The organism is Paraburkholderia sp. SEWSISQ10-3 4 (assembly GCF_030464785.1).
Lineage (GTDB): Bacteria > Pseudomonadota > Gammaproteobacteria > Burkholderiales > Burkholderiaceae > Paraburkholderia > Paraburkholderia aspalathi.
This window is the reverse complement of the sequence record NZ_JALPRI010000012.1, coordinates 181,012-198,667: the sequence shown is the minus strand read 5'-3', so window position 1 is coordinate 198,667 and position 17,656 is coordinate 181,012. Positions and strand designations below refer to the sequence as shown.

Here is a 17,656-nt window from a genome sequence, read left to right as displayed (position 1 = left end):
CGATGTCGACGCCCGTGCCGTCCGATTTGACCCGGACTTTCACGTTGTAGTCGACCACTCTCTTGACTGGCACCAGGATTTTCATGCACACGCTCCAAAGTTACGAATACGTCAACCCAACGGACATTATAGCGACTGCCCTCATGGCAGCCTGGTCGCGGGCGCTCTAGCAGAAGGATATCGCTCCTCAGCGGCGTGACGGCAATAACGAACGATCGTTCTATTTTAATCTCGAAAAAACCCGGGAGACAACCCCGGGTTAAGACCTACGACTCTAATTTTGCATTGCCGTCGTGTCTTGTCAGGCGAAACGGCCGATAAACCGGCCGCCAACTCACCAGGCGGTGATCACCGCCCCACCAAACTTGCTTTCGACAAACTGCTTCACTTCCGGCGAATGATACGCCGCGACCAGCTTCGCAACCCACGGCTTGTCCTTGTCAGCTTCGCGGATTGCGATGATGTTCACGTACGGACCCTTCGGGTCTTCGATCGCGATCGCGTCCTGCTTGGGCTTCAAACCCGCTTCCATCGCAAAGTTCGTATTGATCGCGGCGGCGTCCACGTCGTTCAGCGAGCGCGGGATCTGCGCGGCGTCGAGTTCGACGATCTTCAGCTTCTTCGGGTTGTCGACGATATCGAGCGGCGTCGCCTTGAGGCCCGCGTCCGGGCGCAGCTTCAGCAGACCCTGCTTCTGCAGCAACAGGAGTGCCCGGCCGCCATTGGTCGGATCGTTCGGCACTGCGATCTTCGCGCCCGGCTGCAATTCAGCCAGCGTCTTCACCTTCTTCGAATAGATGCCCATCGGGTACGTGACGGTATCGGCGACGCGGATCAGCTTGTAGCCGCGGTCTTTCACCTGGGCCTGCAAGTACGGGTCATGCTGGTAGCTGTTCGCGTCCAGGTCGCCGCCGGCGAGCGCCGCATTCGGCTGCACGTAGTCGGAGAACTCGACAATCTTGATGTTCAGACCGTTCTTTGCTGCGACCGTCTTCACGACTTCCATGATCTGCGCGTGCGGACCGCCGGTGACACCGACCTTGATCGTGTCGTCAGCGTGAGCCACGGTGGCGGCAGCGAACAGCGACGCGGCGCCGAGTGTGGCGGCCAGTTTGAGAATGAAACGACGTTGCATGATGGACCTTTCCGAACCTATCGATTCTGTTGTTTACTTATGGCTCAAACGACGCACGAGCCAATCCCCGAACGACTGCACCAGTTGCACGAAGACGATCAGGATCACCACGACCGTCACCATCACTTCCGGCAAGAAACGCTGATACCCGTAACGAATGCCCAGATCGCCGAGCCCACCGCCGCCGATCGCACCGGCCATCGCCGAATAGCCGACCAGCGAGACAAACGTGATCGTCAAACCGGCGACCACGCCCGGCAGCGATTCCGGCAACAGCACCTTGAAGACGATCTGACTGGTGGTTGCACCCATTGCCTGCGCCGCTTCGATCAGGCCGCGGTCAACCTCACGCAGCGCGGTTTCGACCAGGCGCGCAATGAACGGCGCCGCGGCGATCGTCAGCGGCACCACGGCCGCAGCCGTACCGATCGACGAACCCACCACGAGACGCGTGAACGGAATCACGGCGACCAGCAAGATGATGAACGGCGTGGAACGCACGGCATTGACGATCACGCCCATCACGCGATTCACGGCGATGTTCTGCAAGACGCCCTGACGGTCCGTCAGATACAGCAGCACGCCGAGCGGCAAACCGACCGCCGCGCCGACCAGTCCGGAGATGCCCACCATCACAAGCGTTTCCCAGAACGACTGGACGAACATATCGAACATTTCACTCAACATACGACAGCTCCTCTACCACCACACCCTGTTCGCGCAGATAGGTCAGCGCCTGTGCGACCTTCCCCGGTTCGCCACCCGCGAGCACCGCGAGCGAGCCGAACGCCTGCCCCTGGATCTCGTCGATCTGGCCGTGCAGGATGTTGAAGTCGAGTTCGTAGCGGCGAATCGTTTCCGACAGGATCGGCTGATCGACACCCGAACCGGTGAACGCGAGGCGCAGCAAATGACCGCTGCCGGTCTTCAGGCGTTCGGCCACGCGCGCCTTCATGGCGGGCGGCAGTTCCTGCGCAATCACATCGCCGATCAGCGCGCGCGTCACTTCATGATGCGGTTGCAGGAACACGTCGATGACCTTGCCTTCTTCGACCACGCGGCCGGCGTCGAGCACCGCGACGCGGTCGCAGACCTGCTTGATCACGTCCATCTGGTGCGTGATCAGCACGATCGTCAGGTTGAGTTCGCGATTGATACGCTTGAGCAGATCGAGGATCGAGCGCGTGGTTTCGGGATCGAGCGCCGACGTTGCTTCGTCGGAGAGCAGTACCTTCGGCTTGCTCGCCAACGCACGCGCGATGCCCACACGCTGCTTCTGCCCGCCGCTGATCTGCGCCGGATAACGATCCTTCTGCGCCGACAAGCCGACCAGTTCGAGCAGCGGCAACACGTTCGCCTCGATCTCGTCGCGCTTCATGCCGGCGAGTTCGAGCGGCAACGCCACGTTCTCGTACACCGTGCGCGACGACAGCAGGTTGAAGTGCTGGAAGATCATGCCGATTTCGCGACGCGCCTCGCGCAATTGCGCGGCGGGCAGCGTCGTCAGATCACGGCCGTTGACGACGATATTGCCTTCACTCGGACGCGTCAGCAGATTGATGGTGCGCACGAGCGTACTCTTGCCCGCGCCGCTGCGGCCGATGATGCCGAACACCTCACCCGCCGGAATCGACAGATTGACGTTGTGCAGCGCTTCGACCCAGCCCCGGGGTCCGGCGAACCGCTGAGAGATATTGCGTATTTCGATCATGGAAAAACGAAACGGCGGAGTTTGCCAACGAGCGTTGTGCGCTCCCGACAAGCGGCCGCCGTTGCTTTTATTGGGATTTGAGGCCGCAATTCTACCGCAGCGTCGTCATTCCCTTTAATAATCAATTTCGATCTTTTCATAACCACAGAGCATTAGAGGCATGCCCGGCGCGAGATGCTCGCGCGTGTGCGCCCGCTGCGACTATGATCGGGCGAATCGAAATCAGGACCCATCCAGGATAAACGGCAGACATGGAAACAACCCGATCCGGCAATGTGCGTCCCGCAGCGAACGCCCCGAAAGGCGCCCCCGCGCTGCGCTCCACGGTCACGACGAGCGACGGCGTCGAACTGCCGTTGTATCGCTGGCCCGCTACGACGCCGCTGCGCGGCACGGTCGCGCTGGTACACGGGCTCGCGGAGCACGCCGGGCGTTATGCGGCATTGGCGGATCGGCTGAACTCGGCCGGCATCGAACTCGTCGCTATCGATTTGCGCGGACATGGGCATGCGCCGGGCAAACGCGTGTGGGTCGACCGGTTCGACGACTATCTGCTCGATACTCAGGCCTTGCTCGATGAAGCGGCGACCAGTTGCGCTCCGCTGTTCCTGATGGGCCACAGCATGGGCGGCGCTGTTGCGGCGCTTTACGCAATCGAACGGCTCGAGGCAAGCGGGCGTCGGTTGAGCGGTCTGATCCTGTCGAGCCCCGCGCTCGCGCCCGGCCGCGATGTGCCGCGCTGGATGCTCAAGGTAAGCCAGGTGATCAGCCGCATCTGGCCGACCTTCCCGGCGATGAAAATCGACGCGGCTTTGCTGTCGCGTCTTCAGCCCGTAGTGAACGCCAATCGCAATGACCCGCTGGTTCATCACGGCGCGATTCCCGCGCGCACAGGCGCGGAGTTGTTGCTGGCGATGGCGCGCATCGAGCGTGGCCGTGCGGGCTTGCGCGTACCGCTGCTGGTGTATCACGGCACCGCCGACAAGCTCACCGAGCCCGAGGGCAGCCGCGATTTCGGCGCGCATGCAGGATCGCCCGACAAGACGCTCACGATGCACGAAGACAGCTATCACGAGACGATGAACGATCTCGACCGGGATCGGGTGATCGGCGCGCTGATCGACTGGATCGAGAAACGGCTGCCTAAAGTCTGAGTAAGGCCTGAGCGCCGCACGGCGTGCAGAAGTTAGGGCTTCCGCACACACGAGTACTAAACCCGGCCCGCCGCCAGAAACGGCCCGGCTAGCGCTTCCAGTCGGGTGGTCGTTTGTCGATGAACGCCTGCACGCCTTCGAGCGCGGAGTCGTCCATCATGTTGCAGGCCATGGTTTGGCCGGCTAACTGGTACGCGGCTTCGATCCCCATTTCGAGCTGGCGATAAAACAGGCCCTTGCCGGCGCTCACCGCTTCGACGGGTTTCGCGCAGATGCTCTTCGCGAGCCGCGCGACCTCTGCATCGAGCGCGTCGGCCGGCGCAATGCGATTCACGAGTCCCTGCTGCTTCGCCTGGAGAGCGTCGATGAAATCGCCGGTGAGCAGCATTTCGAGCGCCGCCTTGCGCGACAGATTGCGCGACAGCGGCACCGAAGGCGTCGCGCAGAAAAGACCCAGGTTGACGCCCGAGACGGCAAAGCGCGCGGTGTCGGCAGCAACTGCCAGATCGCACATCGCGACCAGCTGACAGCCGGCCGCCGTGGCGATGCCGTGCACGCGCGCGATCACCGGTTGCGGCAAGCGCTGGATCGTCAGCATCAGTTTCGTGCAGCGCGCGAACAACGCCTGGTAGTAAGCGAGCGACGGCTCCGCGCGCATTTCCTTCAGATCGTGTCCCGCGCAGAACGCGCGGCCCGCGCCTGAGATCACCACCACCCGCGCGTCGGACTCCGCCAGCGCCGTCAGCGCCGACTGCAACGCGTCGAGCAGAGCCTCGGAAAGCGCGTTGAAGGCATCGGGCCGGTTCATCGTCAAACGGACGACGCCCGGCACGCCGTAGGCGTCGTGTTCGATGTCGACCAGCGACGCACTGCGCACCTCGGCATTCATGGCTCGCTCCTCGTTGAATTCCTGCATTTCGCGACGTTGATGCAGCTTTTGTCGCGTGACAACTCAGATTCCGGCCAGCGAGCGCACGTGCGCCACCACGCTGCGCCCCAACGCCGACAGGTTGTACCCGCCCTCGAGACAACTGACGATCCGTCCCTGCGCATAGCGCTTCGCGACCTCGCGCATCTGATCGGTGATCCAAGCGTAATCGTCTTCGACGAGACCCATGTTGCCGAGATCGTCCTCGCGATGCGCATCGAAGCCGGCCGAGATGAAGATCATCTCCGGCTTGAATTCATGCAGACGCGGCAGCCACATCATGTCGACCGCCTCGCGCACCGCCATGCCTTTCGAGCGTGCCGGCATCGGCACATTGCACATGTTGGGCGCCTGATTGTCGGCGCCGGAGAACGGATAGAACGGATGCTGGAAGATGCTGCACATCAGCACGCGCGAATCGCCCGAAAAGGCTGCTTCGGTGCCGTTACCGTGATGGACGTCGAAATCGATGATCGCCACGCGCTGCAAGCCGTGCACCTCAAGCGCGTGACGTGCGGCGATCGCGACGTTGTTGAAGAAGCAGAAGCCCATTGCACGCGCCGGTTCCGCGTGGTGGCCCGGCGGGCGCACGCTGCAGAACGCGTTGTCGTAGCGGCCTTCGATCACGGCGTCGGTCGCGGCCACCGCGGCGCCGGCCGCGCGCAACGCGGCCTGCAAGGTGTACGGGTTCATCGACGTGTCGGGATCGATTTCGGCAAGACCTTCAACCGGCGACCGGCTGCGGACGTAATCGACGTGGGCTTGCGTATGCACGCGCAACAGCGCGGCGTCATCGGCGAGCGGCGGCGACTCGCGCTCGATCAGCGAGTCGATGCGGCTCGCAATCAGTTGGTCTTCGATTGCCTGCAGGCGCGCCGGGCATTCGGGATGCCATTGCCCCATATCGTGCAGCAAACAATCGGCGTGGGAATAGAAGCCTGTTGCCATGATTCTCGTCTGCGGCGCGGCGCTTTCAAGGCGCGCGCGGCGTGTCTCCGTCCATGGGCGCACACACTGGGCGCGCCAACATTTGCCAAGTTACCACACCATGCGACTGTGACGCGCCGGGCACAGTTTTGCAGAAAGCGTCGGGTATACTGCCCTGTCCGTTTCCCCCTGTCTCTTTCGCACTGCGCCCCTAGCTCACTATGACCGTCAAGCTTGCTCTGTCTGCACGAAACCGGCTACGCATGAAGACCGCAACCGCCGCACTGTCCGTCGCATCGTGCATGTTCATGGCAACCAGCCCGGCAATGGCGCAAAGCGCCGCGAAAAAGCCACCGGTGCTGCTCGCGCAAAGCCAACCGCAGCCGGCAGTGCCGCAAGGGCAAACCTTCGAAGAAGAGATCATTCCGCAGCGCTACGCGAATAACCCGAATGTCGATGCGTTCATCAGCGACATGTCCGCGCGCTATGACTTCGACGAAGCCGCATTGCATGCGTTATTCGCTCGCGTGAGCTATTCGGCCACCGCGGTCAAGCTCGTCACGCCGTCGCCCTCGCCGTCGGTCAAGAACTGGCGCGTGTATCAGTCGCGCTTTCTCGACCAGGTGCGCATCAACGCCGGCGTGCGTTTCTGGCGCGCCAACCAGGCCACGCTGCAGCGTGCCTACGAAGAGTTTGGCGTGCCGCCGGAAGTGGTCGTCGGCATCATTGGCGTGGAGACGATCTATGGGCGCTTCATGGGCAACTTCCGCGTGCTCGACGCGCTGACCACGCTCAGTTTCGACTACCCGAACACCGCCAATCGCGCAGATCGCCAGGCGACCTTCCGCAAGAATCTTGAAGATTACCTGGTCTGGACGCGCGATTCGCAAATCGATCCGACCACCGTGCTCGGCTCCTACACCGGCGCGATTGGCATTCCGCAGTTTCTGCCGAGCAGCATCGTGCAATACGCGGTGAGCTACGACGGCAACAAGCAGATCGATCTGCGCACGAGCCAGGCGGATGCGATCGGCAGCGTGGCGAATTATCTGCGCCAGAACGGCTGGGAAAACGGCCGGCCGGTGGTGTGGAAGATCGGTACAGACGCCGGCAGCCTGGGCGTGGCGCAAGCCGCCGCCGACGGTAAGCCGGAGCCGCATTGGCCGCTGGACCAATTGCTGCGTGCCGGACTGTTGCTGAACGAGCCAGATGTCGATATCGCGTCGGAAGCCGGCACACCGGTGACCGTGGTGGATCTGCCGTCGCCGGGGCGTGGTACCGAGTTCATGCTGGGCTTGAAGAACTTCTATGTGCTGACGCGCTATAACCGCAGTTTCTTTTATGCGCTTGCGGTTTATCAATTGGGTGAGCGGGTCAAGGCTCAGATGGAAGCAAGCGATGCTGCGAGCGCCAGCAGCACTGCTGCGCCGCCGGTCGCCGCATCGCAATGAGCATGAGCAGAGCGGCGGCGGTTGTCAGACCCTCACTGCATCACGAGCGGGAGCAAGCGACATAAAAAAAACGCCGGTTAAACCGGCGCTTTTTTATTGGCCGACTCGCTTTGAGGGGCCACTCAATGCGCCGCAGCGCAATCAAGCCGGGAACACACCCGTCGACAGATACCGGTCACCCCGATCGCAGACGATAAACACGATCGTCGCGTTCTCGACCTGGCGCGCGACGCGCAACGCCACCTCACAGGCCCCGCCCGACGAGATGCCGGCGAAGATCCCTTCGACCGAAGCCATGCGCCGCGCCATCGCTTCGGCGGCGGCCTGGCTCACGTTCTCGACGCGGTCCACACGGCTACGATCGAAAATCTTCGGCAGATAGGCCTCCGGCCACTTGCGAATGCCCGGAATGCGCGAACCCTCTTCCGGCTGCGCGCCGATGATCTCGATCGCCTGATTCTGTTCCTTCAGATAGCTGGACACGCCCATGATCGTGCCGGTCGTGCCCATCGACGAGACGAAGTGCGTGATGCGCCCTTCGGTGTCGCGCCAGATTTCCGGACCGGTACCTTCGACGTGCGAGGCCGGATTGTCCGGGTTCGCGAACTGGTCGAGGATGATGCCCTTGCCTTCGCGCTGCATCTGCTCAGCCAGATCGCGCGCGTATTCCATGCCGCCCGTGACCGGCGTCAGTATGATCTGCGCGCCATAGGCCGCCATGCTCTGACGGCGCTCCACCGACAGGTCTTCCGGCATGATCAGCACCATCTTGTAGCCGCGAATCGCCGCAGCCATGGCCAAGGCGATGCCGGTGTTGCCACTGGTCGATTCGATCAGCGTGTCGCCCGGCTTGATGCGCCCGCGTGCTTCCGCTTTCTTGATCATCGAGAGCGCCGGACGGTCCTTCACCGAACCCGCAGGATTGTTGCCCTCGAGCTTCGCAAGGATCACGTTATTGCGGCTGCGGATCTCGTCGTCAGGGAGCCGGACGAGTTGCACGAGCGGCGTATTGCCGATCGTGTCTTCAATCGTTTTGTAAGCCATATGGGTTCTGGTGCTGTCGATGCGCGGAGTCTTCAATCTATTGATTCTAAACCACCGTGCGCACGGCTGCCGTGCGGCCCTTCTGGCCGCATGGATGCAGGCGCTGACCCGACGGGCGCGCGCAACGCAAAAAGCCCGCGGCCGAGAACCGCGGGAGCCAGTCATCTGCATGACAGCTGAAGGAGTGTTCTTACCCACTCCGACCATGAAGGGGAACGACGGTAGCGAACCGGGCGCGCGGAAGTGACCAGCCTCGCGCGCACGGCCCGCGTCAGGCTATTTCTTCACCGCCACAGTGGCGTTCTTTGGGGTTGCGGCCGCGCTAGTCGAGTTGGCCGCGTTGGCGCCATTACCCGCAGCGGCCGCGCCTTTGCTCTGTGCAGACGCCGCAGCCTGCGGGTTAGCAGCCGCGCCAGCCGGACCGACAGCGAGACCCTCCGCCTGCAGGCGCTCGACGGTATGCCCGCCCATGCCTTTGACGCGCTTGCCGAGATCGGCCGGGTCCTTGAACGGACCATGCGCTGCACGCTCGTCGAGAATGGCTTTCGCTTTGGCAGGACCGATGCCCTTGATGCCGCGCAGCGCATCCTCGTTAGCCGTGTTGACGTCGACCGCCGCGTATGCGTGGCCAAAAGCGGCCAGCATGGCCGCGGTAACCAGAATTTTTCGAAACATATGGAATCTCCCTCGTACAACCGGTTGGCGACCATCACCAACCGGGAGATTCCAGTTTAAAGAGGTATCCGAAAGATTTACACCTGGCCGAATAGCCAACGTACGTAGCGATCGACACCTTCCTGCACACTCAAAAACGGCGCGTCGTAACCGGCGGCACGCAGCCTGGTCTGGTCGGCCTGCGTGAAGCATTGGTATTTGCCGCGCAAGGCATCGGGGAACGGAATGTATTCGATCAGCCCTCGCTGCACCTGCTCCGCGAGCGACAAGGGCGGCTCATTGTCCAAAGCACGCAGCGTGTTGACCACCGTGCTCGCGATGTCATTGAACGGCTGCGCGCGGCCACTACCCAGATTGAAGATGCCCGACTTGTCCGGATTGTCGAAGAAGAACAGGTTGACCTTCACCACGTCTTCGACGGAGACGAAGTCGCGCGTCTGCTCGCCTGCGGCGTAACCGTTGTATTCGCCGAACAGCTTGACCTTGCCTTCCGCGCGGAACTGATTGAAGTTGTGAAACGCCACCGACGCCATGCGCGCCTTGTGCGTCTCGCGCGGCCCGTAGACGTTGAAATAGCGGAAGCCGGCAATCTGGCTCTTCGCGGTGGGCAGCACTCGGCGAATCACCTGATCGAACAGGAACTTCGAATAGCCGTACACGTTCAGCGGCTGCTCGACTTCGCGCTCTTCGACGAAGCGGCTGGAGCCGCCATACGTCGCGGCCGAAGACGCATACAGAAACTGGATATTCTGCGCGAGGCAGACATCGAGCACTTCACGGCTATAGCGGAAGTTGTTGTCCATCATGTAGCGGCCGTCGGTTTCCATCGTGTCCGAGCAGGCGCCTTCGTGGAAAATCGCGCGCACTTTGCCGAAGTCGCCCCGCTTGAAGCGCTCGACGAATTCGGTCTTGTCGAGATAGTCGTCGATCTCGCAGTCGACGAGATTCTTGAACTTGTCCGCGCGCGTGAGGTTATCGACCGCGATGATGCGTTGTTCACCGCGCTCATTGAGCGCCTTCACGAGATTGCTGCCGATAAAGCCGGCCGCGCCGGTGACGATGAGGGTCATGATGATCCTGCGGTTGCGGTAATGAGCTCAGTTGACGCCGCGCGGGTTCCTCTTTTGCGCCGCTGAAACTGGAGCGAAAAGAAGGGAACCCTGCGGGCTGCATCAATGAAAAAGTTCGTCGTAGGTGACGGTGGCAGTACCGAGTTTGCCGACCACGATGCCGGCCGCGCGATTCGCGAGCCCGACCGCCTCGACCAGCGTAAGACCCGCGCCGAGCATGGCGGCGAGCGTGGCGATCACGGTGTCGCCCGCGCCCGATACATCATACACTTCGCGTGCAACGGCCGAGGTGTGCAGGATGCCGTCGTCGGCGAAGAGCGTCATGCCCTCTTCCGAACGCGTCAGCAGCAGCGCCTTGAACTCGAGATCGGCACGCAGTTTGGTCACGCGCGCGATCAGATCTTCTTCGGATTTCCACTGCCCGACCACCTCGCGCAACTCCGCGCGATTCGGCGTGATCAGCGTGGCGCCGCGATAGCGCTCCCAGTCGTCGCCCTTCGGATCGACCAGCACCGGCTTGCCCGCAGCATGTGCCTTGGCGATCATCTGCGTGACGTGCGTGAGACCACCCTTCGCGTAATCGGACATCAGGATCACGTCGTGTGACGGCAGCAGATCGTCGAAACGCGCGAGACCCGCGAGCAACACTTCGTGCGCCGGCGAGTTTTCGAAGTCGACGCGCAGCAACTGCTGCTGACGCGATAGCACGCGCAGCTTGATGGTAGTGAGCAAATCCGGATCGCGCTCCAGATGCGGAGCCACCCCGCTTTCGGCGAGGAGTTGCACGATGCGCTCACCGGGCTCGTCGTGCCCGACCACGCACAGCAAACCCGCTTGCGCGCCGAGCGCCACCGCATTGCGCGCGACGTTCGCCGCGCCGCCGAGGCGGTCTTCCTGGCGCTGCACATGCACGACCGGCACCGGCGCTTCCGGCGAAATACGGTTCACGTCTCCGAACCAGTAGCGATCGAGCATCACGTCGCCAACCACCAGCACGCGCGCCGCACCGAGGCGTTCGCGCGGCACTACGGTCAGTGCGGACGTGGGTGTGGATTGAGCGGCTTCAGGCATTGCTGGAGACATCGGCCGGAAGTTCAGAGGGCTGGGCATAGGGTCGTCCGATCGAGTGATAGTCGATGCCGAGTTCGGTCATCGCGTCCGGCTCGTACAGATTCCGGCCGTCGAAAATCAGCGGTAACTTCAGCACCGACTTCAGGTGCACGAAATCCGGGCTCTTGAATTCCTTCCATTCGGTGACGACCACCAGCGCGTCGGCGCCGGTGAGCGTTTCGTCCTGGGTGCTCGTGAACGTGAGACGCGCGAGCTGGTCCGGTGCATCGTGCAGATCGATGGCGAACACGCGGCGCGCTTCGGCCACCGCGACCGGATCGTACGCGCGAACCTGCGCGCCACGCGCCAGCAATTCAGCGATCACGCGGCGGCTCGGCGCTTCGCGCATGTCGTCGGTATTCGGCTTGAACGCGAGGCCCCACACGGCGAATGTGCGGCCGCTCAGATCCTCACCGAGCTTGCCCGTGATCTTGTTCACCAGCACGTCTTTCTGCTTGTAGTTCACTTCCTCAACGGCTTCGAGGATGCGCAGATTGTGGCCGGTTTCGGCGGCGGTGCGGATCAGCGCCTGCACGTCTTTCGGGAAGCACGAACCGCCGTAGCCGGCGCCGGCATACAGGAAGTGGTAGCCAATGCGTGGGTCCGAGCCGATCCCGCGGCGTACCGCTTCGATATCCGCGCCAACCCGGTCCGCCAGATTCGACATCTCGTTCATGAACGAGATGCGCGTGGCGAGCATCGCATTGGCAGCGTATTTCGTGAACTCAGCTGAGCGCACATCCATGTACAGCGTGCGCTCGTGATTGCGGTTAAACGGTGCGTACAGACGCTTCATCAGCTCGCGAGCACGCAGGCCGGCTTCGTCTTCGTCGCTGCCGAGCACGATGCGATCGGGGCGCATGAAGTCGTCGACCGCCGCACCTTCCTTCAGAAACTCCGGGTTCGACACCACCGAGAAGCGATGCTGCTCGCTATTGGCAAGCCCGCGTTTGGCCAGTTCCTCTTCGACCACCGCGCGCACACGTTGCGCGGTGCCGACCGGCACCGTCGACTTGTCGACGATCACCTTGAAGCCGTTCATCGTACGGCCGATATTGCGCGCCGCTTCGAGCACGTATTGCAGATCGGCCGAGCCGTCTTCGTCGGGCGGCGTGCCGACAGCGATGAACTGCACCTCGCCGTGCGCCACGCTCGCTTCGATATCCGTCGAAAACGTGATGCGGCGCGCCGCACGCGTGCGGGCGATGATCTCCAGCAAACCCGGCTCGTGGATCGGCACGCCACCGTTGTTGAGGATTTCGATCTTGCGCGGATCGACGTCGAGACAGAAGACGTCATGGCCGATTTCGGCGAGGCACGCGCCGGTGACGAGGCCAACATAGCCCGTGCCGATAATGGTGATTTTCATACGCTTTCCGGTAGAGGGTTCCGGTGAGGGTTTCTCGTAGTGAACAAGGCCGTCATGATCCCGCCTGGCCTATTCCGCCCGACGGGCCGCCGTCGTTGCGGCGCGGCTATGCAATTCCATTCGCTGTCAGTTCGACGCCGTGATCGGTTCGACGCGACGCGGGGCATAGGTTTCCCAACCGCTGCAACCCGGGCACTGCCAGTAGAACAGCCGCGCCCTGAAACCACAATTCTGGCACGTATACCGTGGCAGATTTTTTGTGCGCTGGCGAATCAGCGTACGCATCAGTTCGAGCTCGCTCTTGCGCGGCTCTTCCGCGACGGCTTCCTGCGCTTCCAGGAGACGCGTCATGCCCGCCAAATTCGGCGACTTCTGCATCTGCGAGCGTGCCAGCGCGTGAGCGGCGTCGGGCCCGCGCACCGCCGCAATGTGCTGATAGGTCACGTCGAGCAGATCGTTCGACGGATAGCGGTCCACCCACGTGATGAGCAGATCGGCGCCATCCTGCGGACGGCCGAGCGCCTCATAGGCCTTCATCAGCTTTTCAGCGACGAGCGGCAGATAGGCAGGATTCTGTTCCTCGACGCGCCGCCATTGGATGATCGCGGCCTCTTGCGAGCCGGCCGTCGCGTCCACGTCGCCGAACAGGATCGTGGCGCGTACGTTGGTCGGGTTCGCCTTCAATGCAAAGCCAAGCTGACGGCGCGCCTCATCTGCGTTCTTCTGCTGGAGCGCTTCCTGCGCGAGCTCGCAATGAAACTGCGCGATGTCCTTGTCGAGCGACTCGGCGCCCATTGTTTCCAGATGGCGCGCGATATCGATCGACTTAACCCAGTCTTTCTCGATCTGATAGATGGTGAGCAGCGCACGCTGCGCACCCAACGCGTAATTGCCGGTTTCGAGCGAGCGGAAGGTTTCCTCTGCGCGATCGAGCAAACCGGCCTTCAGGAAGTCCTGACCCAGTTCGTATAGCGCGTGATCACGCTCCGTGACGGGCAGATCGGTGCGGCTCAGCAGGTTCTGGTGCACGCGAATCGCGCGGTCCGTCTCGCCGCGGCGGCGGAACAGATTCCCGAGCGCGAAGTGCAACTCGATCGTTTCCGGGTCGAGTTTGACGACTTCGATAAACGCGTCGATCGCCTGGTCAGGCTGCTCATTGAGCAGGAAATTCAGGCCGCGGAAGTACGAACGCGGCAGGTTGGCGCTTTCGGACAGCAGCGTCTTGAGGTCGTAGCGCGCGGCCATCCAGCCGAACGCAAAAGCGACGGGTATGACAAGCAGCCACCAGAAGTCTAGATCCATGCGATTAATGCAAATGTGCGGGAAAGCGGAAGCGGGAAGCCGCGCTTCAGAAGCGCGGCAGAAGACAACTTAGATCAGCGGCGGCATGGGCGGTTGTTCGACCACCACAGGAGCTTCGCGCGCCACACGCAACTCACGCTTGAGCCGGCCATTCTCCATGCGCAGGCGCACCATGCCCGGCATGGACGACACCAGCCCGGCCAGCAGCCCCACCACGAAGAACGCGAGGCCGATCAGAATCAAAGGCGCCGACCACGCGTAACCCGCGAGGAAATTCAGCGTAGCAGTTTGTGTGTTGGAGAGTGCGAGCACCAGCAGGAGCACGAACACCAGCACACGGATCAGCCAGACGATAAATTTCATGAATAGGTCTCTTGACGGCAGTTGCGGGGTGACGCCGGCTTGATGACGCGTCGCGCCACGGTGTTGCCCGCGCCGAAGTGACCCGTATTGTAATGGATGCCCTCGCGGCTGGGCAGGAACTGGCTGATAGAGGACTTACGCGAGGTTTACCTTACCGCAAGCGGATGCATGGGCAGGTGTGTTCGATTGGGGAATGTGCCGGGCTTAAGGGACGACAAAGCGGACGAAAAAGCGAACAAAAAACGGGCAAAAGGCGGAGAAAAGATGCGGACGAAAAAAAAGCGCCCGAAGGCGCTTTTTCTGGTCTTTTGCCGTCTGGCTTTGGCCGCTGACGCTACCAATGCCATGCTGCGAACCGCACAGCGAAGCATTTACAGGTCGTCGTCATCCGGCTCGTCGGCCTTCAACGGCTCGCCCGAACGTCGATCTACCCGCTCGCGCAATTCCTTGCCCGGCTTGAAATGCGGTACGTACTTCTCAGGTACCAGCACCTTCTCGCCCGACTTCGGATTACGCCCGACACGGGAGGGACGACGATTAAGGCCGAAGCTGCCGAAGCCACGAATTTCAATGCGATGACCGTTGGCAAGCGCCTCCGACATCGCATCAAGCATCGTCTTCACCGCGAAATCCGCATCTTTAAGTACAAGCTGCGGAAATCGCGTAGCCAGCTGGGCGACCAATTCCGATTTGGTCATACTGCAGCAGACCTCGCAAGAAAACGCCGGGCCGCCCCCATGTTCTTATGCTCCCCCTCGCGGGGGACCTGGCGCGAGGCGCCAGGTTTGGGGGCGTTCCTCAATTACTGGTTCTGACCGTCGAGCTTGGCCTTCAGCAGCGCGCCAAGGTTCGTCGTGCCGGTAGCAGCCGAGCTCGAATCCGACGAAGCCAGGCCGCGGATCGCTTCCTGTTGCTCAGCCGAATCCTTGGCCTTGACCGACAGGTTGATACCACGCGACTTGCGATCGATGTTGATGATCATCGCGTTGACCTTGTCGCCTTCCTTCAGCACGTTGCGAGCATCTTCCACGCGGTCTTGTGCGATTTCCGAAGCACGCAGGTAGCCTTCGACTTCCGCCGACAGCTGAACCACTGCACCCTTCGCATCTACCGTCTTGACCACGCCGTCGACGATCGAACCCTTGTCGTTCATTGCAACGAAGTTGCTGAACGGGTCGCCTTCGAGCTGCTTGATGCCCAGCGAAATGCGTTCCTTCTCGACGTCGATGCCGAGAACGATCGCTTCCACTTCGTCGCCCTTCTTGTACTTGCGAACTGCTTCTTCGCCCGTTTCCGACCACGACAGGTCCGACAGGTGAACCAGACCGTCGATGCCGCCCGGCAGACCGATGAAGACGCCGAAGTCGGTGATCGACTTGATTGCGCCTTGCAGCTTGTCGCCCTTCTTGAAGTTGCGGCTGAAGTCGTCCCACGGGTTCGGCTTGCATTGCTTCATGCCGAGGCTGATACGGCGGCGGTCTTCGTCGATTTCGAGAACCATGACTTCGACTTCGTCGCCCAGCTGAACAACCTTCGACGGTGCAACGTTCTTGTTCGTCCAGTCCATTTCCGACACGTGAACCAGGCCTTCGATGCCCGATTCGACTTCGACGAATGCGCCGTAGTCGGTGATGTTGGTGACCTTACCGAACAGGCGCGTGCCCGACGGGTAACGGCGGGAAATGCCTTCCCACGGATCGTCGCCCAGTTGCTTGATACCCAGCGAAACGCGGTTCTTTTCTTGATCGAACTTAAGGATCTTCGCGGTGACTTCCTGGCCAACCGACAGAACTTCGCTCGGGTGACGCACACGACGCCATGCGATGTCGGTGATGTGCAGCAGGCCGTCGATACCACCGAGGTCCACGAACGCGCCGTAATCGGTGATGTTCTTCACCACGCCTTCCACGATCGCGCCTTCCTTCAGCGTTTCGAGCAGCTTTGCGCGCTCTTCGCCTTGGGTCGCTTCGATCACAGCACGGCGCGACAGCACGACGTTGTTACGCTTGCGGTCGAGCTTGATGACGCGGAATTCCAGCGTCTTGCCTTCGTACGGGGTCGTGTCCTTGACCGGACGCGTGTCAACCAGCGAACCCGGCAGGAACGCGCGGATGCCGTTGACCATGACGGTCATGCCGCCCTTGACCTTGCCCGTGATCGTGCCGGTCACGAGTTCGTTGTTGTCGAGAGCCTTTTCCAGCGACAGCCACGAAGCCAGGCGCTTCGCCTTGTCGCGCGACAGGATCGTGTCGCCATAGCCGTTTTCCAGCGCGTCGATCGCGACGGAAACGAAGTCGCCCGCCTGCACTTCTACCTCGCCCGCGTCGTTCAAGAACTCTTCGAGCGGGATGTAGGCTTCGGACTTGAGACCAGCGTTGACGACCACGAAGTTGTGGTCAACACGCACGACTTCGGCGGAGATCACCTCGCCAGCGCGCATGTCTTGCTTGGTCAGCGACTCTTCGAACAGAGCCGCAAAAGATTCGGTATTCGGGTTGGAAGTTTGCAGGTCGGACATAAAAATCAAAATTTGCATGGTGCTCGCGGTGCCCGGCTGGCCGGACGGTCAGCAACAACGGCCAAGAATGCGAATGCCACGCGGGGTTAAGGGGTTAATACACGCTCCACGACACTCGCGGAGCACCTACTGACAACGTTACTTCTCACTACTTTCTACTGCGCCCGCTGTTCAGATGCCACTCGGACATCAGGCATGCGGGACCAATGCTTCATACCACTGCACCACCTGTTCGACCGCCTGGTCGACCGACAATGCGGAGGTATCAAGCAGCTTTGCATCCGCTGCGGGCTTGAGCGGCGCGGCCGTGCGCTGACTGTCACGCTCGTCGCGCTCACGCAAATCCCGGAGCAAGTCATCTATATTAGCAGAAAATCCTTTTTGGATCAATTGCTTATGCCGGCGGGCCGCACGGGCCTCGACGCTGGCGGTCATGAAGACCTTCAGCACGGCGTCCTGGAAGATCACCGTGCCCATGTCGCGGCCGTCGGCGACCAACCCCGGTTCCTTACGGAAAGCCCGCTGACGGGCCACCAGCGCGGTTCGCACGGGCGCGTGCACGGCAATCGCCGAGGCCCGGCTGCCGACTTCTTCGGCGCGAATGTCGGCGGATACGTCGGCGCCGTCGAGCTGCGCCAGTCCCTCGCGAAACGTGATGTGCAGGTCGTCGATCAGCTTTACAAGCGCCTCGACGTCATCCGCCACAATGTTGTAGCGCATGCTGGCCAGCGCGGCGAGCCGGTACAGCGCGCCGCTATCCAGCAAATGGAAGCCGAGATTCGCGGCAACCAGCGCGGCCACGGTGCCTTTGCCCGAGGCGCTGGGGCCGTCGATCGTAATGACGGGCGTTTGGTGAAAGGGACGGATCGGTTTCATCGAAAAAGTCGCACGTCAGTCGA

Annotated in this window: 17 protein-coding genes and 1 pseudogene; 2 read left to right on the top strand and 16 right to left on the bottom strand. The window is 61.9% G+C overall.

Annotated elements, in window-relative coordinates:
- From M0D68_RS22430 to M0D68_RS22415, 4 genes and pseudogenes are all read right to left on the bottom strand, one after another.
- Nucleotides 1–85: pseudogene (locus M0D68_RS22430) on the bottom strand (electron transfer flavoprotein subunit beta/FixA family protein); the annotation flags it as partial.
- A 249-nt stretch (nucleotides 86–334) separates the two neighbouring features.
- Nucleotides 335–1,135 (bottom strand): MetQ/NlpA family ABC transporter substrate-binding protein, encoded by an 801-nt coding sequence (locus tag M0D68_RS22425; protein WP_200618166.1) that lies wholly within the window; start codon nucleotides 1,133–1,135, stop codon nucleotides 335–337.
- A 33-nt stretch (nucleotides 1,136–1,168) separates the two neighbouring features.
- Nucleotides 1,169–1,822: a methionine ABC transporter permease gene (locus M0D68_RS22420; protein WP_054037200.1), complete on the bottom strand. Its 654-nt coding sequence runs from the start codon at nucleotides 1,820–1,822 to the stop codon at nucleotides 1,169–1,171.
- The gene (locus M0D68_RS22415; protein WP_054037202.1) at nucleotides 1,812–2,846 is read right to left on the bottom strand and encodes a methionine ABC transporter ATP-binding protein; all 1,035 of its coding nucleotides are present in this window, start codon (nucleotides 2,844–2,846) and stop codon (nucleotides 1,812–1,814) included. The genes M0D68_RS22420 and M0D68_RS22415 overlap by 11 nt, the downstream gene beginning before the upstream one ends.
- Before the next feature lie 251 nt (nucleotides 2,847–3,097).
- On the opposite strand from M0D68_RS22415, the gene M0D68_RS22410 reads away from it, so the two are divergent.
- The gene (locus tag M0D68_RS22410) at nucleotides 3,098–4,000 is read left to right on the top strand and encodes an alpha/beta hydrolase (protein ID WP_093639261.1); all 903 of its coding nucleotides are present in this window, start codon (nucleotides 3,098–3,100) and stop codon (nucleotides 3,998–4,000) included.
- 88 nt (nucleotides 4,001–4,088) lie between these two features.
- Here M0D68_RS22410 and M0D68_RS22405 read toward each other — a convergent pair whose 3' ends face one another.
- Nucleotides 4,089–4,889: an enoyl-CoA hydratase gene (locus tag M0D68_RS22405; RefSeq protein ID WP_200618165.1), complete on the bottom strand. Its 801-nt coding sequence runs from the start codon at nucleotides 4,887–4,889 to the stop codon at nucleotides 4,089–4,091.
- A 63-nt stretch (nucleotides 4,890–4,952) separates the two neighbouring features.
- Nucleotides 4,953–5,876, bottom strand: a complete 924-nt coding sequence (locus tag M0D68_RS22400) for a histone deacetylase family protein (protein WP_200618164.1) — start codon at nucleotides 5,874–5,876, stop codon at nucleotides 4,953–4,955.
- Between the two features lie 242 nt (nucleotides 5,877–6,118).
- Between M0D68_RS22400 and mltB the strand changes: the two genes are divergently transcribed.
- A complete protein-coding gene (gene mltB / locus M0D68_RS22395; protein WP_234486502.1) occupies nucleotides 6,119–7,306 on the top strand; it encodes a lytic murein transglycosylase B in 1,188 nt (395 codons plus the stop codon).
- Between the two features lie 141 nt (nucleotides 7,307–7,447).
- Here mltB and cysM read toward each other — a convergent pair whose 3' ends face one another.
- From cysM to cmk, 10 genes are all read right to left on the bottom strand, one after another.
- Nucleotides 7,448–8,350, bottom strand: a complete 903-nt coding sequence (gene cysM / locus M0D68_RS22390) for a cysteine synthase CysM (protein ID WP_200618162.1) — start codon at nucleotides 8,348–8,350, stop codon at nucleotides 7,448–7,450.
- Nucleotides 8,351–8,626: 276 nt separating this feature from the next.
- Complete coding sequence (locus tag M0D68_RS22385; RefSeq protein WP_154566312.1) at nucleotides 8,627–9,025, bottom strand: helix-hairpin-helix domain-containing protein; 399 nt, start codon at nucleotides 9,023–9,025, stop codon at nucleotides 8,627–8,629.
- A 77-nt stretch (nucleotides 9,026–9,102) separates the two neighbouring features.
- Entirely contained in the window at nucleotides 9,103–10,095 is a 993-nt protein-coding gene (gene rfaD / locus M0D68_RS22380) for an ADP-glyceromanno-heptose 6-epimerase (RefSeq protein ID WP_200574987.1), read from the bottom strand.
- Nucleotides 10,096–10,197: 102 nt separating this feature from the next.
- A complete protein-coding gene (gene rfaE1, locus M0D68_RS22375) occupies nucleotides 10,198–11,205 on the bottom strand; it encodes a D-glycero-beta-D-manno-heptose-7-phosphate kinase (protein WP_093639303.1) in 1,008 nt (335 codons plus the stop codon).
- A complete protein-coding gene (locus M0D68_RS22370; RefSeq protein ID WP_200618161.1) occupies nucleotides 11,159–12,574 on the bottom strand; it encodes a UDP-glucose/GDP-mannose dehydrogenase family protein in 1,416 nt (471 codons plus the stop codon). Before M0D68_RS22370 ends, rfaE1 begins: the two co-directional genes overlap by 47 nt.
- A gap of 126 nt (nucleotides 12,575–12,700) precedes the next feature.
- Nucleotides 12,701–13,876 (bottom strand): lipopolysaccharide assembly protein LapB, encoded by a 1,176-nt coding sequence (gene lapB / locus M0D68_RS22365; protein WP_093639235.1) that lies wholly within the window; start codon nucleotides 13,874–13,876, stop codon nucleotides 12,701–12,703.
- A 69-nt stretch (nucleotides 13,877–13,945) separates the two neighbouring features.
- Complete coding sequence (locus tag M0D68_RS22360; protein ID WP_054037219.1) at nucleotides 13,946–14,239, bottom strand: lipopolysaccharide assembly LapA domain-containing protein; 294 nt, start codon at nucleotides 14,237–14,239, stop codon at nucleotides 13,946–13,948.
- A 371-nt stretch (nucleotides 14,240–14,610) separates the two neighbouring features.
- On the bottom strand, nucleotides 14,611–14,937 hold the full coding sequence (locus M0D68_RS22355) for an integration host factor subunit beta (protein WP_028200079.1): 327 nt from the start codon (nucleotides 14,935–14,937) through the stop codon (nucleotides 14,611–14,613).
- A 104-nt stretch (nucleotides 14,938–15,041) separates the two neighbouring features.
- Nucleotides 15,042–16,775 (bottom strand): 30S ribosomal protein S1, encoded by a 1,734-nt coding sequence (gene rpsA, locus M0D68_RS22350; protein WP_028200080.1) that lies wholly within the window; start codon nucleotides 16,773–16,775, stop codon nucleotides 15,042–15,044.
- A 171-nt stretch (nucleotides 16,776–16,946) separates the two neighbouring features.
- Nucleotides 16,947–17,633 (bottom strand): (d)CMP kinase, encoded by a 687-nt coding sequence (gene cmk, locus M0D68_RS22345; RefSeq protein WP_093639232.1) that lies wholly within the window; start codon nucleotides 17,631–17,633, stop codon nucleotides 16,947–16,949.
- Nucleotides 17,634–17,656 lie beyond the last annotated feature (23 nt).